A 13,174-nucleotide genomic window follows, 5' to 3' on the forward strand; every position below is an offset into this window, starting at 1 on the left:
GTCTGTCAGCGGATTACGGCGCGCAGGGCGGTCGAGGTAACGATCGCCCAGAAGCCCGTTCTGAAGATCAATGCCACGAGAGTGCGCGTTTCATGAGGCCCGCCCTGGGACACATACACAAGGAATGCACATAGGACGATCGCCGTCCCGATCAGAATCGCGATGGACATCCAGCGAGCCCACCCTCTGGCGAACAAGAGCCCGATGCCGGTCATTACATATGCAAAGCCCGCCAGGAAATTGAACCACAGGACAAACGAGACGACGTTGCCAGCCAGTCTGGATAGCTGATCGCCACCAAAGAGAACCGTTCCACCGCTCACGACTGTCATGACACCGAAAACAGCGGCGGCGGCACCAGCCATGCGCAGGCCAGTTCCTCGACGCAGGTCCCTTTGTATCAACATGGTCTGTTTCCCGTTTACGAGGGTGTCAATCTGCCGGTGGCAGTTTTCCATCTGCTTCGTCCATCAGTCGCCGCACCCACTTTGCTGCAAGCCATGTCGCCGGGATGCCGAGTGGCAAGCTGATCCAGATCGACACGATCGGCGACAGGGCCGGCAAGCCGATGGCCTGCCCCATCAGGCTGAGCATGAAGAGATTGATGGCAACGGCAGCGGCCGTGAACGGGTAAAGCACGATCGCAAGTTTGCGCACCGGCCAGCCGGTTTCGATCCGGGTCACGCCGCCAGTTCCTTCCGATTGGCGCTCTCCAGCGCGCAGGCAATGAGTTTGGGTACGAAAGGCGCCTCGATCAGCGGAGCAAGGCGCAGTCCCTCGAACCCGGCCTTGTCGAGAGCTTCCGGAATGTCCTGGGTCACATGGTGCCCGTTTCCGGCAAACAGGGGCAACAAGACCGTTCTCATGCCGCAACTTGTAGCCGTTTGTTCCAGGAAGGGTGCTTCTTCCAGGAAGCCCAGCCGGATCGGTCTTTCCGGCAACCATTCGGCAAGACCAGCGGCAAAGCGGACGGTGCTTTGCGCGGTCGACCGGCAGGTAGCCGACCCATGGGCTGCCAGCAGCAGTTCGTAGCCGGACGCATTCCAGTGAGTTCTTTCAGCCGTCATTTCCAGAAAATGCGCCGTCAACCGTGGCAACTCGGGATGAATACCAAGGGCAGGCAGCTGCCGGGCGCCCGTCCCTTTCAGCCTGCCTGTCAGAGCGGTCTGCGTGAACCAGCCTTCGGCCATGAAAACCGGAAAAACAAGCGGTTCAGGCCCGGCAAGGCCCAGGGCCCGATCAAGAGCGCCAGGCGCGGCCAGCGTGGCCGAGCGGATGGACCAGCCGGGCAGGAATTCGCGGACCTGCTGCGCAAGTGCGCGCAAATACGCTTCACCTGCCTGCGGGTGCGACGGCTGGCCGTGCGAGACGAGGATCGCCTCAATGGCTCGTTCCTTCCGAAAAGGTGATCTTGTTCCAGACATTGTACTTCCCCGAAGGTTTTCGCATGGGCAGGCGCCGGATCTCTTCCAGCGTGCTGGCGTCGTAGACAATCACCGCACCGTCGTCCTCCCAGACGGAGACAAGGGCATAGCGGCCATCTTTCGTGAATTCGACATGGGCAACCGTCGCGCCTTCGACGGGCTTCAAGGTCTTGACGATTTCCAGGCTTTCCTTGTCGATCACATGAATTTCGTCCTTGTTCGGACCGAAGAAGACATCGGCCCAGAAATAGGGCGTGTTCTCGTGACTGCGCAGGAAGAAGCCGGGACCGTCGGTCTTGATCGTCGCGATCTGCTTCCAGGTTTCGGTGTCGATGACCGACAGCTTGCCTTCTTTCAGGTGCGGGGTCGCCATGACCCTGCGGCCATCGCGCTCCCAGCTGATACCGGACCCGAGATGCGGCATGCCTTCCAGCGGCAGTTCAGCGATTTCACGTCCGACATTCAGGTTGACCACGACACCGCGCGCGCCGTCGCGCGACGCTCCGACGAGATGCCGGTAGTCATCATCGAAAAAGAAATCGTCAAGCGGTTCTGCCGTCAGGATCCGGCGGCGGGCGAAGAGACCGACGGACGAAGGCAACGCTTCGACCATGCCTTTTTCCCGGCTGTGCACGAAGCCTTCGTAGACCGGGTCCGCCTCCGGATCGGTTGCAACTTCCCAGATTTCCGGAGCATCCTTCAAGGCAAGGATGAAGCTCTTGCGGTTGGGAGCCTGATAGACCGCCGAAACGCGACTGGCCGTACCGTCCTTGGCCGTCACATCCATCACGGTTGCGACCGAAAGGTCCTCGGTCGACAGGATCGTCAGCGTCATCGGCAGATAGTTGGCAACCGCCAGCCACTTGCCGTCATGGCTCATGGCAATGTTGCGGCTGTTGAGCCCTGCCCGCACCCGGCCGACTTCCTGAAGCGCGTAGAGATCGTATTTCTGGACCCAGCCGTCGCGCGACATGATGAAGACATAGCGCCCGTCCGGCGAGAATTTCGGCCCGCCATGGACCGCAAACGGCGTTGCGAACCTGTCGAGTGTCTCGAAGGTATCGCCGTCAAGAACACTCACGTGATGATCACCAGTTTCGACGACAAGGGTGATGTTCATCGGATCGGACTGCCAGACCGGTTTTTCGACCGGCTGATAGTCCTCGTTGATTACCTGGCTGGCGGCAATATCCGTTTCGGTCCAGTCCGGAACGTCACTCAGTGGTTCCTTCAGGAAAGCGGCCAGGGCCTCGATCTGATCGGCACCTAGAATATCGGCGAACGCCGGCATCTGCGTCGCCTTGCGGCCGTCTCGAATGACAGCATCAAGATCCGGTCCGCGCATGCGGCCGAGGGTCTCCGGGATCAGTGCCGGTCCGACACCACCAAGACGGCCTGCTCCATGGCAGTCCTGGCAGTTGTCTGCATAGTCCTGCGCGGGGCCTGCAACCGAAAGCGAGGTCATCAGAAGGAGTGCGCTAAGCGAAGCGGTGAGCCGGATCATGGCGTTTTCCTCGGAACGGGGTCACGGCCAGGCGCTCGCCGCCAGGGCCGGCAAGCCCGATTTCGTCGTCATTGAGATAACAGGCAGGGTCTTCGGCCCAGGGGTCGCCAGTCAGTTGCAGTGCGCGGATACGGGTATTGCCGCCGCACACGTCCTTGAAGGCACAGGCACCGCAGCGCCCCTTGAGCGGTCTTGGCCTTGTTCTGAGCCGGGCCAGCATGGGGTCTTCACCGGTCCAGAGCTCGGAAAACGGAACGGATTTCACGCTGCCGATGGTGTAGTCGGACCAGTAGGTATCCGGATGCACGTTGCCGAGGGTGTCGATGTTGGCGACACCGAGACCGGAGGAATTGCCTCCCCAGGCCGCAAGATGACCGCGCACTTGGGCTGCCGTTTCCGGACCAAAGATCCGCTGTACCCATTCCAGAAAGTAAACCGCGTCGGCATCATTGTTGCCGGTTACGATATCGAGTGGCCGGCCACCGCTGACACCTTGCCATGCGCGGTCCATCAGAATGTCCATTGCCCATCTGGAGCGCTTGTGCTCGGCATCTTCGCCGCGGTGCTTGTCGCCCCTGCCGGCATAGACGAGATGGGACAGGTAGAACTTGTCGACACCTTCATCGTCGCACAGACGCAGAAGATCCGGCAGGCTTTCGTGGTTGCCCTCGGTCAGGGTGAAGCGCAGCCCGACCTTGATGCCGCGTGACTTGCATTCGCGAACGCCCCGCAGGGCAGATTGGAAAGCGCCCTCGATGCCACGAAACCAGTCGTTCGTGGACCCGATCCCGTCAATGGAAATGCCCACATAATCGAAACCGATCTCGGCCACCTTGTCGGCAGTCTCGCCGTGCAGCCTGGTGCCGTTGGTCGACAGAGCCAGCATGCGCACAAGGCTTCTGGCGCGCCCGGCAATCTCAAAGAGGTCTTTCCGGTCCAGCGGTTCGCCCCCGGACAGGATCAGGGCGGGAATGCCGAAGTGTCCAAGATCCTCCAGGGTCGCCATGGCCTGGTCGTGGGTCAACTCGCCCGGAAAATCGACGTCCGCCGACACGGTGTAGCAATGCCGGCATTTCAGGTTACAGCGCCGGGTCAGGTTCCAGATCACCACCGGCTTGACCGCACCGGTGCCGCGGCGTGTCCTGACAGGTGTCGGCTCCACGATCTGGTGCATGTATTCCGAGAGGCGGAACATCGTTCAGCCCTCCTTGCCGCGTAGGCGCATACCGGTCTTTTTCAGGATGCGCGTTGAAAACAGGATGTCGCCGGCACGGCAGGCCTTGCCCAGCAGACTGGAAATCTCCACCCGCTTTGCAATAACTTCCTCGCGGGTTTCTCCATGAACCATGGCAAAGAGGTTGTAAGGCCAGTCGGGCAGTGCCCGCGGACGGCGGTAACAATGCGTGACGAACGGCAGGGCGCCGACCTTTTCGCCGAGACTGTCGACCACTGCGTCATCGACATCCCAGACGGTCATTCCGTTGGCTGTCATGCCGAGCCGGTAATGATTTGGGGCGGCCCCGATACGCCGGATGACACCTTGCGCCTTCAGCTGCTTCAGGCGGTCGATCAGCTCCGCTTCGCTCAGTCCCAGGCTTTCCGCAACGACGGCAAAGGGTCTGGTGACCAGAGGCAATCCGGCCTGTGTGGCTTCGACGATCGTTCGGTCCTGTGGGGTCAAGGTCATGCGTTCACCCGAAAGCCTATGAAAAACTCGCGTTCCTTCGGAAACAGCAGCACCGGCAAGCCTGTGTCGCGTTCGATTGCTTCGGCAGTTGCCGAAATTGCGGCCTGACTTTCCGTTGCCAGGACGAACCACATGTTGAGCTTGTGGTCCCGTTCATAGTTATGGGCGACTTCAGGGTAGGCATTGACTTTGGTTAAGACGTCTTCGAAACGCTCTGGCGGTACCGCGATGGCGCAAAGGCAAAAGGCACCGCCAAGGGCTTCCGCATCGAAGAAGGGTCCGAACCGTGTCAGCAGGCCGTCGTCGCGCAAGGTCCGGATGTGCCCGGCAACCTCTTCTTCACTCAGGCCCAGTTCCTGCGCCAATTCCTGAAAGGGATGCGAAACCAGCGGCAGATCGTCCTGCAGACGATTGATCAAGGTCCGCTCAAGAGGAGACAGTTTCCGGGTCATGCCGCAACTCCCTGACGAGAGATCAGCGCCCCGGTCTGCTTGAAGCAACGGGTGGAAAAGAGAACGTCGTGTCTGACGCCCGCCACTTCCGGCAGGCGCGATGCCTGAATGAGAACATCCAGTGCCTGCGACCGGCTCCGGCCGTGAATCATGCAGTAAAGCCGATAGGGCCACACGCCTGCCACGGGCCTGCGTTCGTAACACAGGGTCACCCCCGGATGCGCGGCAAGCGCCGGGCCCGCCGAGGCGATCCTTTCCGGTTCGATATCCCAGACAACCATGGCGTTCGCGCGCCAACCAAGGGCGCGATGACGTACAATCACGCCGAAGCGGGAAATGATACCGGCGTCAAGCAACCTTCCAATCCGTTCCAGAACGTCCTCTTCCGTTCGGCCGAGGTGTTCTGCGATACGCAGGTAGGGACGCTGTATGATCGGTAGTCCTGTGGTCAGAGCCTGCAGGAGGTCATCGTCTCCCTCCTGCAGTCGCTCCAACCGGACCGGCCGGGGCACTGGTGGCCGGCCCAGGCCGCCGTTCAAGCTGAAGCCTAGGTCTATATTGAACGGACGGATGATCGGGAGATCCAGTACGGCAAGCTGCGTCTGGTCTCGAATGGTGTCCAGAACCCCGTTGACATGCTCCCGGTCCGGGCCGGTGGCAACGAACCAGAGGTTCCGGTAATTTTCCCGTAGATAGGAATGATTGATACCCGGCTGAGCACCGACGATCCCGGCAACGGCCTCGATGCGATCGTGTGGCACCGACATGGCCGCCAATGTGCTTGCCGAAACCGTGTTGGGTGCACAGGTGGCACCAACGCGGGTGATCCGGCCGGTCGCAGCCATATCCTGCAGCCGCCCGATAACGTCACCTTCGGAGCAGTTCGTCCCCGCTGCAATGATTTCGAAAGGTCTCGGCACCAACGGGAAGTCCCGTTGCCAGTTATCGAGCAGGGTCAGGTCAATGGGATCGATGAGGCTTGTCATGGCTCACAACCCCGTCCTGTGTGCCCGGGCTGTAAAGAAGATGCCGGATGGGCTTTCGGCGTCGATTTCGCCTGTCTTCTCGAAGGTCTGGGTGTCGTAGATCATGACCTTGCCGGCATCGCGCACGGAAACCCAGACCTCGTTACCGCGTGGCGTGAATTCCATGTGCAGTACGGCAGGGCCGGGTTTGAATTCGTGAACGACCTGCTTTGTGACCGTATCGATCACCTGGATGGTGTCATTGAGCGGATGTGCGAAGTTTACCCAGACCTGGCGGCCATCGGGTCTCGCCATGGCAAAGACCGGTTGACCATGGGTACTGGTGCGTCCGGTTTCGGCGAGCGTTTCACCATCGACCCACAGAACCTCGTGGTGCCCGACGGCAGGCAGGACAAACTCCTGGCCCGCGCGTGCCCAACCTTCCAGATGGGGCATCTTGTAGACCGGTAGCTCCGCTTCCCCGCGGCCATATCCGGGCAAAACGCGAATTGGTTCGGGATTTTCCTGCCACAGGTCGAGCGCGGTCAATCCGTCTTCGCCAAACAGGCCTGTGATGTAGAGACGGCCGTCACCGGTGATCAGGGCGTCATAGGGGTTGGTGCCCATGCCGGTAATCCTGGTGATCTTCGGTTCCTCCGAATTGAGGTCCGCGATCCAGGTTTCGCCTGCATCCCACAAGGTGAAGACAAAGCGTTTGCCGGGCGCATCGACAAGACCGATTGTCTTCGACCCGGTCGGAATATCTGCAACCATCTCCAGCGTCTGAGCGTCGAAGATACGCACACCGCCAGGCTCATAGTTGGAAACCGCGACCAGTGAGCCGTCGTCCGAGATGGCCCCACCGATGGCGTTTCCGGATTGAATCACCCGCTTGGCTATCCGTTTCTCGACAAGATCGACCTTGGAAAGGCCACCATCGCGGCCGAAGACATAGGCGAAACGTTCGTCCGGTGAATAGACCAGGCTTGCATGGGAAAGGTCGCCAAGCCCTTCTATCCGTGTCAGGGATGCACGGTCGGACTGATCGACCAGCAACAGAGACCCGCTCGCCCGTTCAACCACAAGACCGAGATCGCCGGTAGCAACGACCGACTGCGCCTGGACAGTGCCGGTCAACATGGCTGCCAGAACGGCTCCACATAGCCACTTCATTTCGTGTCTCCCTTCAAAAGGTATTCGGCAATTTTCCTCGCGTCGGCCTCGCTCAGGATCGGACGCCAGGGAGGCATTGCCGTTTTCGGGATGCCGTCCAGAACCACCGTGGACAGGGTGTCGATGTCGTAATGACCGAGGGCATCCGGCCGGATGTCCGGTCCAAGGCCACCTTTCAGCGTCATGCCGTGACACGAGCCGCAGTCCTGCCGCACAAGGTTGACCAATGCCGCAGGCGTTTCCTGTTCCTCGGCAAGCGCGAGGCTTGTGATGGCCAGAAGACAAAAGGCAATGGTGAGCAGCGTCTTAAGCATGGACCAGCCTTCCGGCTGTGCCGCTGTCCACGGCACTGAGCATGGCGTCCAGGGTGGCTGCCGGCCATTCGGCACTCAGGGTCACGACCTTGCCGACAACAAACAGCACTGGCGCCTTGAACCTGGCGTCGCGGATATCGATCGCGATCCTGTCGAGTTCGGAATAGAGCCTGGTTTCACGCGGTGTCGTCGCGTTTGCGATGGCAAGTACAGGGGTTGTCCCGCTCAGTCCTTCGGCAATCAGGCGCAGGGCAATCTGCCCGATGTTGGCAACCCCCATGTAGACGACCAGCGTGGTGTCCTCGCAGGCAAGACTTTTCCAATCGAGGTCGAGAACGCCGTTTGCCTGCCGGTGTCCGGTCACATAGCGGACGCCGGTTGCCAGACCACGATGGGTGAGCGGCACACCTGTTACGCAGGCGGCCCCCTGGGCAGCGGTAATGCCGGGCGCATATTCGACCGCGATGCCGCGTGACAAAAGATGTTCGGCTTCTTCCGAACCGCGACCGAAGATCAGCGGATCGCCGCCTTTCAGGCGGGCGACGGTCAAGCCTTCCAGCGCCAGTTCTTCAAGGATCTCGTTGATCCTCTCCTGAGGAACGGGATGATTGTCGGGCGATTTTCCAACAGGCACCTGCAGGGCACCGGACGGAGCCAACGACAGGATTTCAGGTGAAACCAGACGATCGAACACGACGGCATCCGCTTCCTGGAGCATTCGCAGGGCCTTGAGCGTCAGAAGCTCCGGGTCACCGGGTCCCGCACCGATCAGATAGACCTTCCCTGGCTGTTTCATCGTTTGCTCCTGCAGGCGGCATGGAAGAAAGAAACGGGAGAGGCGGAATTCCGCCTCTCCCGGCGGGACATCAGTAGACGTCGGCGCGCGTGTTGAAGACGTTGAACTTGCCGGTCGGAGTGATCAGCCGTTCGTCCTTGATGACGTGCTTCAGCTCGAGCGTCTTGTCGTCAACGACGACGATCGCGCTTTCCTTGTCCTTGGCGTTCCAGACGGAGAACCAGATTTCCTCGCCCGCCTGGTCGAATTCGCCCTGAACGACACGCGGCTGGCCCTCGCCAACATCCGCCCATTCGACAATCGGCAGAACCTTGTATTCAGGTTCTTCCTGGGTCAGGTCGTCGACGTTGAACACTGCGATCGCGCCCGAGACTTCCGCGTCCGGGTTCAAGGGTGCATCCACGTAGAGATGGTTCGACTTCGGATGGGACTTGACGAAGAGCGAGCCCCCGCCGAGACCATAGAGGGTCTGCACGACCTTCCAGGCACTGTCCGGATGGCCTTCCGGATCCGTCCCGATCAGGGCGACGGTTTCATCGCCGAGGTGCGAAGTGACCCAGACAGGACCGTAGGTCGGGTGGATCAGGTTGGCACCACGCCCCGGATGAGGTGTCTGACCACCCGTTTCAAGAAGGGCCGTCAGCTTGCCTTCCTTGGTGTCGACGACCGCGACCTTGCCGCGGGCATTGGCAGCCACGAGGAAGTAACGCTTGGTGCTGTCGAACCCACCATCATGCAGGAAGCGTTCGGCTTCGATCTCGGTCGTCTTCAGGTTCTTGATGTCCGAGTAGTCGACCAGCAGGATCTTGCCGGTTTCCTTCACGTTGACGATGAATTCCGGATTGTAGTGCGATGCCACGATGGAGGCGACGCGCGGCTCGGGATGATAGGTCTGGTCGTCGTAGACCATGCCACGGGTCGACTTGATCTTGAGCGGCTCCAGCGTGTCGCCGTCCATGATCACATATTGCGGCGGCCAGTAGGAGCCGGCGATCGCATACTTGTCTTCCCAACCCTTCATCTTCGATGTTTCGATGGAGCGGGCCTCGGTGCCGACCTTGATCTGCGCCACTGTTGCCGGTTCTTCCATCCAAAGGTCGATCATGTTCACAAGCGCATCGCGCCCGATCACGTAAAGATAGCGGCCGGAGGCGGAAATACGCGAAATGTGAACCGCGTAACCGGTGTTGATCACTGCATGGATGGCATAGGTTTCACCGTCGATCAGGGCGACCTGGCCACTGTCGCGCAGGGTGACCGAGAAGAGGTTGTCGATGTCGATATCGTTCAACTTTTCTTTCGGGCGGTCTTCCGGTGCAACCAGCACCTTCCAGCTCTTGCGCATTTCGTCCATGCCGAACTCTGGCGGTGACGCCGGTTCCAGCAGGATATAGCGCGCCATCATGTCGACCTGTTCCTCGGTCAATTCACCCGAGGTCCCCCAGTTCGGCATGCCGGCGGGCGATCCGTAGGTGATGAAGTCGCGCAGATATTCGTAGCCGTTTTCCCGGGTGATATCCGTGGTCAGCGGCTTGCCGGTCGCACCCTTGCGCAGCACGCCGTGGCAACCGGCGCAGCGTTCGAAATAGATCTGGTTTGCATTCTGATATTCTTCAGGCGTCATCACGGGATCGCCTTCCTTGCGCCCCGGAATCTCGACCTTCAGCTGGCCGAGAGTTGACATGCTTGGCTCATAGGCAGCTGAAGGACCACTGCCGTGGTCCGCCGGCTTATCCTGGGCAGAAACGCCAACTGCCGACAATCCGAGTGTGAAAGCCACACTCATCAGCAGCGCATTTCTCCGAATGGCTCGTGTCGAGATCATGATTAGTCTCCGTTCGACTGGTGAGGCAATCGGACGGTGCGCGCAGGCAGGGTCTGCTTCCTTGACTTTCGTTAACTTGAAATTTTCAGGCAGGTTTGTTCAGCCATGTCCGTCGGGAAAACCGGCAAGACACGAGTTTTCTAGGCGTTTGTTTTTATTGATACAATTACGAGTTCACCGCCTGCAAAACGACACAATTGTCGCAGGGGAGCATACACTTCACGGCAACATCGGCGAAGGCGACGATCCCATTGCAATGAATTTCACTGTCTTCGGCACCGCTTTCCGGTCCACTTGACTTTGGTTAAGGAAATGCGGCTGCGCGCTGGCACCCTCCCGGCAGGATCAACTCCGGGGAAAGGAGCGCGCTATGCGCGAAGTCATGACCAAAAGCATGGCCCGAAACATATTCTATGGCGGGTCGCTTTTTTTCATCATCATCTTTGTGGGGCTGTCGGCGCACAGCCACCTTTACATCACCAGCACATCGACGAATGCGGAAACGCTGACCGAAAGCGTTGCCGCAGGCAAACGGGTCTGGGAGGACAAGGCCTGCATCAACTGTCACACGATCCTCGGCGAGGGTGCGTATTTCGCCCCCGAAGTCGGCAACGTGATGACCCGTTGGGGTGTTCTGGACGATCCTGACCTGGCATTCGAGACCCTCAAGGGCTGGATGGAATCCCAGCCTTCCGGCATCGAAGGTCGCCGACAGATGCCGCAGTTCCACCTGACGGACGAAGAGATCCGCGATCTCTCGAACTTCCTGATCTGGACAGACAAGATCGACGCCCAGGACTGGCCGCCGAACGACGCCGGCTGATTTTGAACGCTGAGGAAACCCAAGATGAAATACCAATCTCAAAAGGTTGCGCTGGCGTATTTCGCCGTGGCGCTCGGCCTATTCGCCGTCCAGGTTCTGGGCGGGTTGCTCGCCGGCTACATCTATGTGGCGCCGAACTTTCTGTCGGAGCTGCTTCCCTTCAACATCGTGCGGATGCTGCACACAAACAGCCTGATCGTCTGGCTGCTGCTCGGCTTCATGGGCTCCGCCTATTTCCTGATCCCGGAAGAAGCGGAACGGGAAATCCATTCCACCAAGCTCGCCTATCTGCAGCTTATCATTCTGGTGGTCGGCACGCTGGGTGTGGTTCTCACCTATGTCTTCAACCTGTTTGAAGGCAACTGGCTGCTGGGCAAGGAAGGCCGCGAGTTCATCGAACAGCCCAAATGGGTCAAGGTGGGCATCGTTGTTGCCGCCCTCATCTTCCTGTTCAACATCACCATGACAGTGCTGAAGGGCAAGAAAACCGCGATCACCAACATCCTGCTTCTGGGTCTGTGGGGCCTGGCGCTCCTGTTCCTGTTCAGCTTCTACAATCCAAGCAACCTCTCGCTCGACAAGCAGTACTGGTGGAACGTCGTCCACCTGTGGGTCGAAGGTGTCTGGGAACTGATCATGGCCTCGGTCCTCGCCTACCTGATGCTGAAGCTGACCGGCGTCGACCGCGAAGTCATCGAGAAATGGCTCTATGTCATCGTTGCCGCCGCACTGTTCTCCGGCATCCTGGGCACCGGCCACCATTACTACTGGATCGGGACACCCGGATACTGGCAGTGGATCGGCTCGATCTTCTCCTCGCTGGAGGTGATCCCCTTCTTCGCCATGATGGCCTTTGCCTTCGTGATGGTCTGGAAGGGCCGACGAGACCACCCCAACAAGGCCGCGCTGCTATGGTCGCTCGGTTGCGCAACGCTCGCCTTCTTCGGTGCCGGTGTCTGGGGCTTCCTGCACACCCTCCATGGCGTGAACTACTACACCCACGGCACGCAGATCACCGCTGCCCACGGACACCTGGCCTTCTTCGGTGCCTATGTTTCCCTGAACCTGGCGATCATCACCTACGCCATGCCGCTTCTGCGCGGCCGGGATCCCTACAACCAGGTGCTCAACATGGCGTCCTTCTGGCTGATGGCTGGTGGCATGTCCTTCATGACCTTCGTGCTGACGTTCGCCGGAACGGTGCAAACCCACCTGCAGCGTGTCATGGGCGAATACTACATGGACGTTCAGGACCAGTTGGCCGTGTTCTACTGGATGCGCTTCGGGGCCGGTGCTGCCTTCGTCCTCGGCGCCATCCTGTTCATCTACGCAGTTGCAGTGCCACGCCGCGAAGTCATCCAGCCCGGTGAAGCAGCCGGCGCCCCGGCGGAGTGATGGATATGGACGCTACAGTCTCCATGGAAAAGGGGGCGGCATCTGCCCCCTTCTACCTCGCGCAAGGCGACGAATGCGATGTCTTCGAAGCCGCGCACCGGAACGGCCTGCCGGTTCTGCTGAAAGGGCCGACCGGCTGCGGCAAGACCCGGTTCGTCGCCCATATGGCGGCAAGGCTCGGCCGCAAGCTTTACACGGTCGCCTGTCATGACGACCTTGCCGCCGCCGATCTGATCGGCCGGTACCTTCTCAAGGGCGGCGAGACCGTCTGGGTGGACGGACCGCTGACACGGGCCGTCAGGGAAGGCGCAATCTGCTATCTCGACGAGGTTGTGGAAGCGCGCAAGGATGTGACGGTCGTCCTTCATCCGCTCACGGATGATCGCAGGACCCTGCCAATCGACAGAACCGGAGAAGAGCTGATGGCCGCACCCGGCTTCATGCTCGTCGCATCCTACAACCCCGGTTACCAGAACATCCTGAAGACCCTGAAACCATCCACCCGCCAGCGTTTTCTGTCGCTTGAATTCGATTTCCCGCCGGCGGATCTGGAAACCGAAGTGGTTTGCGAGGAAAGCGGCCTCGATCACGACCGGACCGCCTCGCTGGTACGTCTGGCCGGGAAACTCAGGGCGCTGAAAGGCCAGGATCTCGAAGAAGGCGTGTCGACCCGTCTGGTCGTCTATGCGGCAACGCTGATTGCCCAGGGCATGCCTGTCGGACGGGCGATCGAAGCTGCAATGATCGAACCGCTGACCGACGATGAAGACGTGAAACGCGGGCTCCTTGATCTTGTCACGGCCGTGTTTGGGTGAG

15 protein-coding genes are annotated in these 13,174 nt (G+C 60.1%); 3 read left to right on the forward strand and 12 right to left on the reverse strand.

All coding sequences use genetic code 11. From position 1 onward, the window contains the following. Window positions 1-5: 5 nt before the first annotated feature. The 12 genes from J7447_RS23785 to J7447_RS23840 all read right to left on the reverse strand — a co-directional run bounded on the left by J7447_RS23785 (window position 6) and on the right by J7447_RS23840 (window position 10,140). Window positions 6-407 (reverse strand): hypothetical protein, encoded by a 402-nt coding sequence (locus tag J7447_RS23785; RefSeq protein ID WP_209171148.1) that lies wholly within the window; start codon window positions 405-407, stop codon window positions 6-8. Window positions 408-432: 25 nt separating this feature from the next. Next, a complete protein-coding gene (locus tag J7447_RS23790) occupies window positions 433-684 on the reverse strand; it encodes a hypothetical protein (protein ID WP_023001466.1) in 252 nt (83 codons plus the stop codon). Beyond that, window positions 681-1,424, reverse strand: coding sequence for a CbiX/SirB N-terminal domain-containing protein (locus J7447_RS23795; RefSeq protein ID WP_023001467.1), 744 nt, complete (start codon window positions 1,422-1,424; stop codon window positions 681-683). The genes J7447_RS23790 and J7447_RS23795 overlap by 4 nt, the downstream gene beginning before the upstream one ends. Further along, window positions 1,381-2,928: a nitrite reductase gene (locus J7447_RS23800; protein ID WP_023001468.1), complete on the reverse strand. Its 1,548-nt coding sequence runs from the start codon at window positions 2,926-2,928 to the stop codon at window positions 1,381-1,383. Before J7447_RS23800 ends, J7447_RS23795 begins: the two co-directional genes overlap by 44 nt. Then, window positions 2,903-4,123: a heme d1 biosynthesis radical SAM protein NirJ gene (nirJ, locus tag J7447_RS23805; protein ID WP_209171149.1), complete on the reverse strand. Its 1,221-nt coding sequence runs from the start codon at window positions 4,121-4,123 to the stop codon at window positions 2,903-2,905. Before nirJ ends, J7447_RS23800 begins: the two co-directional genes overlap by 26 nt. Window positions 4,124-4,126: 3 nt before the next feature. Next, window positions 4,127-4,615 (reverse strand): Lrp/AsnC family transcriptional regulator, encoded by a 489-nt coding sequence (locus tag J7447_RS23810; RefSeq protein WP_055660808.1) that lies wholly within the window; start codon window positions 4,613-4,615, stop codon window positions 4,127-4,129. Further along, window positions 4,612-5,067 (reverse strand): Lrp/AsnC family transcriptional regulator, encoded by a 456-nt coding sequence (locus J7447_RS23815; RefSeq protein WP_055660806.1) that lies wholly within the window; start codon window positions 5,065-5,067, stop codon window positions 4,612-4,614. The genes J7447_RS23810 and J7447_RS23815 overlap by 4 nt, the downstream gene beginning before the upstream one ends. Beyond that, a complete protein-coding gene (locus J7447_RS23820) occupies window positions 5,064-6,053 on the reverse strand; it encodes an Lrp/AsnC family transcriptional regulator (protein WP_209171150.1) in 990 nt (329 codons plus the stop codon). The genes J7447_RS23815 and J7447_RS23820 overlap by 4 nt, the downstream gene beginning before the upstream one ends. Before the next feature lie 3 nt (window positions 6,054-6,056). Next, window positions 6,057-7,205, reverse strand: coding sequence for a cytochrome D1 domain-containing protein (locus J7447_RS23825; protein WP_209171151.1), 1,149 nt, complete (start codon window positions 7,203-7,205; stop codon window positions 6,057-6,059). Continuing rightward, entirely contained in the window at window positions 7,202-7,519 is a 318-nt protein-coding gene (locus J7447_RS23830; protein ID WP_023001474.1) for a cytochrome c, read from the reverse strand. Before J7447_RS23830 ends, J7447_RS23825 begins: the two co-directional genes overlap by 4 nt. Next, entirely contained in the window at window positions 7,512-8,315 is an 804-nt protein-coding gene (gene cobA / locus J7447_RS23835) for a uroporphyrinogen-III C-methyltransferase (RefSeq protein WP_152507811.1), read from the reverse strand. Before cobA ends, J7447_RS23830 begins: the two co-directional genes overlap by 8 nt. Window positions 8,316-8,385: 70 nt before the next feature. Next, the gene (locus tag J7447_RS23840; RefSeq protein ID WP_055660798.1) at window positions 8,386-10,140 is read right to left on the reverse strand and encodes a nitrite reductase; all 1,755 of its coding nucleotides are present in this window, start codon (window positions 10,138-10,140) and stop codon (window positions 8,386-8,388) included. A gap of 370 nt (window positions 10,141-10,510) precedes the next feature. On the opposite strand from J7447_RS23840, the gene J7447_RS23845 reads away from it, so the two are divergent. The 3 genes from J7447_RS23845 to J7447_RS23855 are packed head-to-tail and all read left to right on the forward strand — an operon-like array spanning window position 10,511 to window position 13,173. Further along, window positions 10,511-10,963, forward strand: a complete 453-nt coding sequence (locus tag J7447_RS23845) for a cytochrome c (RefSeq protein WP_023001477.1) — start codon at window positions 10,511-10,513, stop codon at window positions 10,961-10,963. Between the two features lie 24 nt (window positions 10,964-10,987). Then, window positions 10,988-12,358, forward strand: a complete 1,371-nt coding sequence (locus J7447_RS23850; RefSeq protein ID WP_023001478.1) for a cbb3-type cytochrome c oxidase subunit I — start codon at window positions 10,988-10,990, stop codon at window positions 12,356-12,358. Next, a complete protein-coding gene (locus J7447_RS23855; RefSeq protein ID WP_286189521.1) occupies window positions 12,358-13,173 on the forward strand; it encodes a CbbQ/NirQ/NorQ/GpvN family protein in 816 nt (271 codons plus the stop codon). Before J7447_RS23850 ends, J7447_RS23855 begins: the two co-directional genes overlap by 1 nt. Window position 13,174: the final 1 nt, after the last annotated feature.

Source organism: Labrenzia sp. R5_0, from assembly GCF_017743835.1.
GTDB lineage: Bacteria > Pseudomonadota > Alphaproteobacteria > Rhizobiales > Stappiaceae > Roseibium > Roseibium algicola.

Bases quoted from the DNA above. Each gene is read 5' to 3' on its own strand.
- J7447_RS23785 (WP_209171148.1), bottom strand. From the start codon at position 407: ATGTTGATACAAAGGGACCTGCGTCGAGGAACTGGCCTGCGCATGGCT.
- J7447_RS23795 (WP_023001467.1), bottom strand. From the start codon at position 1,424: ATGTCTGGAACAAGATCACCTTTTCGGAAGGAACGAGCCATTGAGGCG.
- J7447_RS23800 (WP_023001468.1), bottom strand. From the start codon at position 2,928: ATGATCCGGCTCACCGCTTCGCTTAGCGCACTCCTTCTGATGACCTCG.
- nirJ (WP_209171149.1), bottom strand. From the start codon at position 4,123: ATGTTCCGCCTCTCGGAATACATGCACCAGATCGTGGAGCCGACACCT.
- J7447_RS23810 (WP_055660808.1), bottom strand. From the start codon at position 4,615: ATGACCTTGACCCCACAGGACCGAACGATCGTCGAAGCCACACAGGCC.
- J7447_RS23815 (WP_055660806.1), bottom strand. From the start codon at position 5,067: ATGACCCGGAAACTGTCTCCTCTTGAGCGGACCTTGATCAATCGTCTG.
- J7447_RS23820 (WP_209171150.1), bottom strand. From the start codon at position 6,053: ATGACAAGCCTCATCGATCCCATTGACCTGACCCTGCTCGATAACTGG.
- J7447_RS23825 (WP_209171151.1), bottom strand. From the start codon at position 7,205: ATGAAGTGGCTATGTGGAGCCGTTCTGGCAGCCATGTTGACCGGCACT.
- J7447_RS23830 (WP_023001474.1), bottom strand. From the start codon at position 7,519: ATGCTTAAGACGCTGCTCACCATTGCCTTTTGTCTTCTGGCCATCACA.
- cobA (WP_152507811.1), bottom strand. From the start codon at position 8,315: ATGAAACAGCCAGGGAAGGTCTATCTGATCGGTGCGGGACCCGGTGAC.
- J7447_RS23840 (WP_055660798.1), bottom strand. From the start codon at position 10,140: ATGATCTCGACACGAGCCATTCGGAGAAATGCGCTGCTGATGAGTGTG.
- J7447_RS23845 (WP_023001477.1), top strand. From the start codon at position 10,511: ATGCGCGAAGTCATGACCAAAAGCATGGCCCGAAACATATTCTATGGC.
- J7447_RS23850 (WP_023001478.1), top strand. From the start codon at position 10,988: ATGAAATACCAATCTCAAAAGGTTGCGCTGGCGTATTTCGCCGTGGCG.
- J7447_RS23855 (WP_286189521.1), top strand. From the start codon at position 12,358: ATGGATATGGACGCTACAGTCTCCATGGAAAAGGGGGCGGCATCTGCC.